6 protein-coding genes are annotated in these 6488 nt (G+C 58.9%); 5 read left to right on the forward strand and 1 reads right to left on the reverse strand.

Translation table 11 applies throughout. From position 1 onward, the window contains the following. Window positions 1-99: 99 nt before the first annotated feature. Window positions 100-546 (forward strand): patatin-like phospholipase family protein, encoded by a 447-nt coding sequence (locus NOG11_RS14715; RefSeq protein WP_370468307.1) that lies wholly within the window; start codon window positions 100-102, stop codon window positions 544-546. A 712-nt stretch (window positions 547-1258) separates the two neighbouring features. Continuing rightward, on the forward strand, window positions 1259-2902 hold the full coding sequence (locus NOG11_RS14720; RefSeq protein WP_256620572.1) for a ComEC/Rec2 family competence protein: 1644 nt from the start codon (window positions 1259-1261) through the stop codon (window positions 2900-2902). A gap of 532 nt (window positions 2903-3434) precedes the next feature. On the opposite strand, the gene NOG11_RS14725 is transcribed toward NOG11_RS14720, so the two are convergent. Continuing rightward, window positions 3435-4325 carry a LysR family transcriptional regulator gene (locus NOG11_RS14725; RefSeq protein WP_256620573.1) on the reverse strand — a complete coding sequence of 297 codons (891 nt, stop codon included), beginning with the start codon at window positions 4323-4325 and terminating at the stop codon, window positions 3435-3437. A gap of 91 nt (window positions 4326-4416) precedes the next feature. Here NOG11_RS14725 and NOG11_RS14730 point away from each other — a divergent pair, with 91 nt between their 5' ends. From NOG11_RS14730 to NOG11_RS14740, 3 genes are read left to right on the forward strand one after another with little or no spacing between them, the layout of a single operon-like run. Further along, window positions 4417-5043, forward strand: coding sequence for an FMN-dependent NADH-azoreductase (locus NOG11_RS14730; protein ID WP_256620574.1), 627 nt, complete (start codon window positions 4417-4419; stop codon window positions 5041-5043). Between the two features lie 11 nt (window positions 5044-5054). Next, entirely contained in the window at window positions 5055-5933 is an 879-nt protein-coding gene (locus NOG11_RS14735; RefSeq protein WP_256620575.1) for an NAD(P)-dependent oxidoreductase, read from the forward strand. Next, window positions 5926-6414 (forward strand): GlcG/HbpS family heme-binding protein, encoded by a 489-nt coding sequence (locus NOG11_RS14740; protein ID WP_256620576.1) that lies wholly within the window; start codon window positions 5926-5928, stop codon window positions 6412-6414. The genes NOG11_RS14735 and NOG11_RS14740 overlap by 8 nt, the downstream gene beginning before the upstream one ends. Window positions 6415-6488 lie beyond the last annotated feature (74 nt).

The raw sequence follows: 6488 nt of genomic DNA on the forward strand, positions 1-6488 counted from the left end.
CGCAGCCGAAGGATATGACCTCGATTAAGTTGAAACCGCTCTAGCAGTCTGTCAAGGTCCCTCTCCGAGAAGCTTCTTGGTGGGAGTCGCCTCTCAGACTTGCCGGCGCCCGGCTCCGGCGCGCCCTTGTTCTTCTTCAATGCGACGGATCTGCGAACCAACACGGGCTGGTTTTTCACGCGCGATCCGGGACTCGGGCCTCTTGCACGCAACTACCGGCTAGGACGATATCGACAGGATTTTTTGCTCTCTGATGTCGTCGCGGCTTCTGCTGCTTTCCCTCCCTTCTTCGCACCTATGGAACTCGACCTTGTCGAGGCGATGCCCCGTGAAGATGATACAGCCCCTGGCGGCTGGTTAGAAAAGGTTCGTGAGCGAAACCCGGAATTGGCTGAAGCCTTCGACAGGCGAGCCTTGCTCGGCGATGGAGGTATCTATGACAATTTAGGTCTAGAACGCGCGGAGCACTTTAGGCATGTCATGATCAGCAATGCTGGCGATCCATTTGGCACCGACCGCTCTATTCGCCGAAATTGGTGGTCATAGCTCCGCGCCACGGTCCGCCATATGCATCGGCAAGTTGAGCAGCGCCGCAAAATTCACTTCGGGGATATGGCGGCGCAGAAGTGCATCTCCTTATCAATTTGGGAGATCGATCAGCGAATTGATGAGCAGGTTCGCCAGGAGTTTGAAGGCTTAGTACCCAGCGAGGCGTGGATCGCTGCAACGTTCCCGGTTCGGCTCGCCAAAACTGATCGCGACCAGGCTACTTTCATCGTTAGTCACGGTCGCTCTCTTGCCCGGCAGGAAGCGAGCTGGCTTAGAAACCAGAGGTCGGTGCAGGGCATTTGCCTCGAGGCTTCAGCGCTGAATTCGCAACCCACCATCCCCGATTCTCAATCGCCCACCGACGCTGACGAACCCCTTACCGCGAATAGGAACTCAGTGTACGGTCCGTCACGCCTCCGCTGAGCAATGAGAAGCTCTGTGGTCGAAGGATGCACCCGTTCTTGGAGATCAAACTTCAGAGTAAATTTCGTTACGCTGAGGCGTCACGATAATGCTGCTGCAAAACGTTCACAAGCTGAGTTCCGAAGGGGGTTTAAGACCCCGCTCTTGCGAGGTCCCGACGAGCAGAGTGAGGCTAGCCTGCCGCGTCATTTCGTTCCCCGCGTTGATATTAGGCAAAGAGGCTCCGTTGAAGGGGGCTCTTCACCGCGTGGTGCGCATTTCATTCGAGCCTAATTGGAGCTGGATTATGTCCCTCTCGACCGACAAAGACTACTTCATAGCTCGCCCGGATGTTGTGCTTCGCTCTGCGCCTGGCGGCGGTGCGGCTCGAAACCATCTGATACTCGGTGACTGGCTCAAGTTCACAGGTCAGACCAGCGAAAGATTCGTTAAAATCCGCTGTCGCGGCGACGTCGGTTGGGTGCTTAAGGAGGAGGTCACCGAGGTCCGGGCGCTCGAGGTCAATTTTGTCGATATCGGCCAAGGAGACGGCTGCCATATCGTGACCCCCGACGACGAAATCATCCTTATCGATGCCGGCGTCGGCTCAAATATGGAGCGCTTCTTAAGCTGGCGATACAATCTCCGTGGACGAAACGTTAAGCGGGCTCCTGATTTCGATCCAGAGAAAGCCGAAAAGGAACCTTGGCTGATCGACTATGTGGTCATGTCACATCCTGATAATGACCACTACTTCGGATTTGAACAGGTCTTCCAGAACCCAAAGCTCGCCTTCGATAAGGTTTTTCACAGCGGCATTGTCGAACGACCAGATGGTGCCGTTGACGCGAGACTCTCGTATCCTGACGATCTTGGAGGTTATGTGGATGGCAACCCGAAAATGCTCTGGGACGTTGTACATACGAATAAGCGACTGAAGGAAATCACCGCCGAGTTTCCTCGGACGCGCAAACAATTTCTCTCGACCATCCGTGCTTGCTTCGAAAACACAAAAACCGCGAGATTCAAGTCAATCGGTAAGAAGAGGTCGCAGCTCGAAGCGGGTCAGCGGGTCTTTTTCGATAAGTTCGAGGGCAGTAACAGCCCACTTGCTGTTGAAGTCCTAGGTCCGATCACTGAGCCGGTCACGCATAATGGCGAGACCCGGAACGGGCTGAGAAAACTCGGGAGCGAGAGCGTTACAAAGAACGGTCATTCGGTAGTGTTTCGGATGACATACGGTAAGCTTGCTGTGATGCTTGGGGGCGATCTCAACACCCAAGCGCAGAACTTCCTTCTCAATCTGTATGCTGCCGCTCCAAAGAAAACTTCGAAGCTCGAGGACAATATCGCTAAATTGGAGGCTGAAGGGGATAGTATCAGCGCCCGCGATCAGGTGAAGCTCGATAAGTATAGAGCGAAGCTCGCCAGTATCATCGATGCAGGGCGGCGAACCTTTCAGGTCGACGTCGCGAAGGCTTGCCACCATGGATCATCCCACATCATCGACACTTTTCTCGCCGTTTTGAATCCCGTGGTGACGGTAATCTCCTCAGGAGACCGCGAAAGCCATTCCCATCCGCGGCCCGATGCGCTCGGCACCTTTGGCAAGCACGGTCGGGGACGACGCCCACTGATCTTCTCGACCGAACTCGCTCGTTCGACTCGTGAATTTACGCCTATCATTAAGTACCTGGAACTCCTTCGCGATTTTGAGTCTCGGCTTGAAGCTGAAACCGACCCAGATAAGCGCACGGAAATCGAGAGACGGATGCAAGATAGAAAAGACCGCAATGTCGCAGTCTACGGAATGATCACACTGCGCGCTCTAAGCGACACGATTGTGTTGGCGCAGAAGCTAGAAGAGCCACGCAACCCGGGCGCGAAATGGGACCTCTACGAGCTTCATCACAATGAAAATACAGGAATGTACGAATACGTTCCGCACTAACTGAGACGTTTTCAGCGGCTGTTTTTGCTGCCACTATCCTGGTTCATGATAAACTCTCAGCTGCACTAGTTATGCCCGGCCGCTGGGCGTCTCAGGCCAAAGTCGGAAAGTATTTGCTGACCACTACGATCAGGTGCCCGGGTCATCCCGGCTGACGTACACGGAATGTCCCCCGCCTTGAGCAATGAGCTGGGCACTATTCCCTTACCTCACGACATGTTCTTGCCAAACGTTCTCGATCGGTCCTTGTCTTCTCTAAAGCATCTCATCTTGGAGCCATGATTGTAGCCATGCCCAATCAATCGGCCGAACCTCCGCAGTTTGATGTCAACCGTCTTCGGGCCTTCGAATGGGATCGGACGTACCGAGGCTGCCAAGCAATAGCGACCAACGTAGAAGTCGTGGCCTTTAGGACACCCAAACATGCGGCAATGGCGATGCGCGTCTCCCAGATTGGGTAATGTCCGCAAATGCGCCTTCCCCCCGATCTGGTGTCAACCGACGTTCTTGACCTGGGACCGCCCGTTTGTCGTTACCGCTGATCGCGCAGCCATCTGGCGAAGGCGTCTACTTTCTGGGGTACGAAGGCCCGCGAGAGCGTCACGAGCCAGACGCCTGGATCTGTCGCCGCGCCGGTCGCGCGTACTGACCAGTCAGAGAGAACGGGAACGAGCCGACCGGCAGCTAGGTCCGCCTGCACTGTCCAGTCGGCGAGAAGCGCGACGCCAAGCCCGTCCAGTGCAGCACTCCTGAGTGCAAGCGCGTTGTTCGAAACGAAGCGCGGCGTGAGGTCGACGGTTTGTGCCTCGCCGTCCTTGTCGAATGTCCAAGACGCTCTGAAGGGCGCGAAGGAGAATGCCAGTGCGTGCTCGCTAATAACTTCCGGCTCTTCGATCATCGTTCGCGAGAGGAAGGACGGCGCAGCGACCAAAACGTAGCGAACCCAGTGCAGCCTGCGTACGATATGGGAACTGTCTGCCATCGCCCCGTGCCGTATGGCCACGTCGATCCGCTCGGCGACAAGGTCTGCCTTCGAGTCCGCCAGGGACAACTCGACCCTGATATCCGGATAGGTCGCATGGAACTCTGCGAGGCGCGGCATCAGGACGATTTGCCCGTAGGTCACCGAGGCGGCGACTCGCAGAAGCCCCGCTGGGTGCTGCGACACCGAACGGGCGGCGTCATCTGCCGCGGTGAGTTCTTCAAGGGCAGGTGTGACGCGCGCAAGGTAACTCTCGCCTGCCTCGGTAAGCGTAACGCGCCGCGTTGTGCGGTTCAGGAGGCGCACGCCTAGATCCGCCTCTAGCGCCGCGACGGCACGCGTCACCGAAGAGGGGGCGACGCCGGCCGCCCTGGCCGCGCCCGCAAAGCTACCTGCTTCCGCCACTGCCACGAAAGCCTCGATCCGTCCGGTATCCATCATTGCGTATCATGCAACAAAGTCGTTCGTCTCGTCCAGTTTATCGGCGCGGCACGCTCGAATACGTCTTGAGCCGAACGAAGGAGACAATGTCATGCCCTACGCCCTACGGATCGATGCGAGTTCGCGTCACCAGTCTTCGCACAGTCGAAAGCTAGCCGATCGCCTGGAAGCTCGCATCATCGAAAGCTGCGCAGGCCTCACGGTCCGCCGACGCGATCTCGCGGCTGAACCCATCCCTCACATCTTGGATAAGACCATAGCAGGTTTCTATACCCCGCCTTCGCAGATGACCGAGACTTTGCGCGAAGCAACGGCCTTTTCGGACACACTCATTGCGGAGTTGAAGGGTGCAGATACACTGATCGTCAGTACACATATGTACAACTTCACTGTTCCCTCCGCGCTCAAGGCATGGATCGATCAGATCGTCCGGGTGAACGAGACGTTCTCTTTTGACGGCGAGGCGTTCACTGGGCTCGTGCCCGTTCGCAGAGCCTATCTCGCCTGCGCCTACGGCGCAGCTGGGTACGGCGAGGGCGGGGCCTTTGCGTCCATGAACTTCCTTGAGCCCTACCTCGTCAGCCTGCTGCGCTTTCTCGGCATTAAGGAGGTTCGAGCGTTCCGCGTCGAGGGCACGACAGCGGACGAGACGACCATCGCCGAGGCACACGAGATGGCGGAGCGGCAGCTGGACGCGGCCTTCCGCGCTGCGGCTTGAAGGGGAATAGGATGAACAAGATTGCCTTTCTGGGCCTTGGCGCGATGGGCTCGCGCATGGCTGCTCGATTTGTTGAGGCAGGATACGGCGTCAACGTCTGGAACCGCAGCGCCGGCGCTGGTTGCCCGCTCGAAGCGAAAGGAGCGATTTGCCACCCTTCGCCTGCAGCAGCAGCTCGCAACGCAGACCTCGTCTTCTCCATGGTCCGCGACGACGCAGCGTCGGAGGCCGTCTGGCTCGGCGAGGCTGGAGCGCTTTCCGCAATGCGCGCGGACGCGGTGGGCATCGAGTGCTCGACACTTTCCGTACCGCACGTCCGCCGGCTTGCCGAGCGCTTCAAAGCGGCCGGGCGGGCGTTCCTCGACGCGCCCCTAGCAGGTAGCCGACCGCAGGCAGAGGCCGGGAGCCTGATCTTCTTCGTAGGCGGGGAGGCCGACGACCTCGACCGGGCGCGTCCGGCCCTGGGTGCAATGGGTAGCGCGGTACACCACGCAGGTGGGCACGGCGCGGGGGCAACGGTCAAGCTCATGGTCAACGCGCTGTTCGGCGCGCAGCTAGCTATGATGGCCGAACTGATCGGACTGGCCGAACGGTCAGGGATCGATCCGGCACGATCGGTCGAGATCGTCGGTACAACACCAGTCTGTAGCCCAGCGGCCAAGCTGGCGTCGGAGGCGATGCTGGCTGGGGCGTTCGCGCCAGCCTTCCCGATCGACCTCGTCGCCAAGGACTTCGATCTTGCTGAGGCGTCAGCACGGGCGGCTGGCGCGCGCGTGCCCGTCACGAAGGCATCGGGCGGGGCGTACCGTGAAGCGGTCCGGCAGGGCTATGGCGAGGACAACATCACCGGCATCATGCAGCTCTACGCTAAAGGTAGCGACCATGCTTGAGGCGCTGGTTACAATAGCGACTGCGCTGATCCAGTCGCCGGACAACTTGGCTTCCCGTCCTTACCTCACCCTCGATGCGGCTCAGGCGGGTGCAGCGGCATGCCGTGCGACGGCCGACGAGAACGACTGGCGCGTCGCGATCACCATTATCGACCGGGGCGGCAACGTCGTGCTGTTCGAGCGGATGGACGACGTGTTCGAGACTCAGTCTCGGCTCTCCCGGCTTAAGGCTGCCACCGCTGCGACGACACCGGTCGGGACGGCGGCCCTTAGAGAAGCTGCGTTTGCTGATCGAAGCCCTATTGCTGGGATCGAACACGTTCCCGGCATCGTAGTGATAGAGGGCGGCGAACCGATCATCGTCGCTGAACCAGAACCTTACCCCGTCGGCGGCGTTGGCGTCTCCGGTGCCAGGCCTGATCAAGACGGAACCTGTGCAAAGGCAGCCGCAGCTGCCGCCTCACAGGCACTACGCGGCTAGAACTAAAGGGCCGAAACGGCACCCGCTCTTATGTCCGCAATTGCGCGATTGTGTTGAAAAACTCACTTCGTCCG

The organism is Parvularcula maris, assembly GCF_024505085.1.
GTDB lineage: Bacteria > Pseudomonadota > Alphaproteobacteria > Caulobacterales > Parvularculaceae > Parvularcula > Parvularcula maris.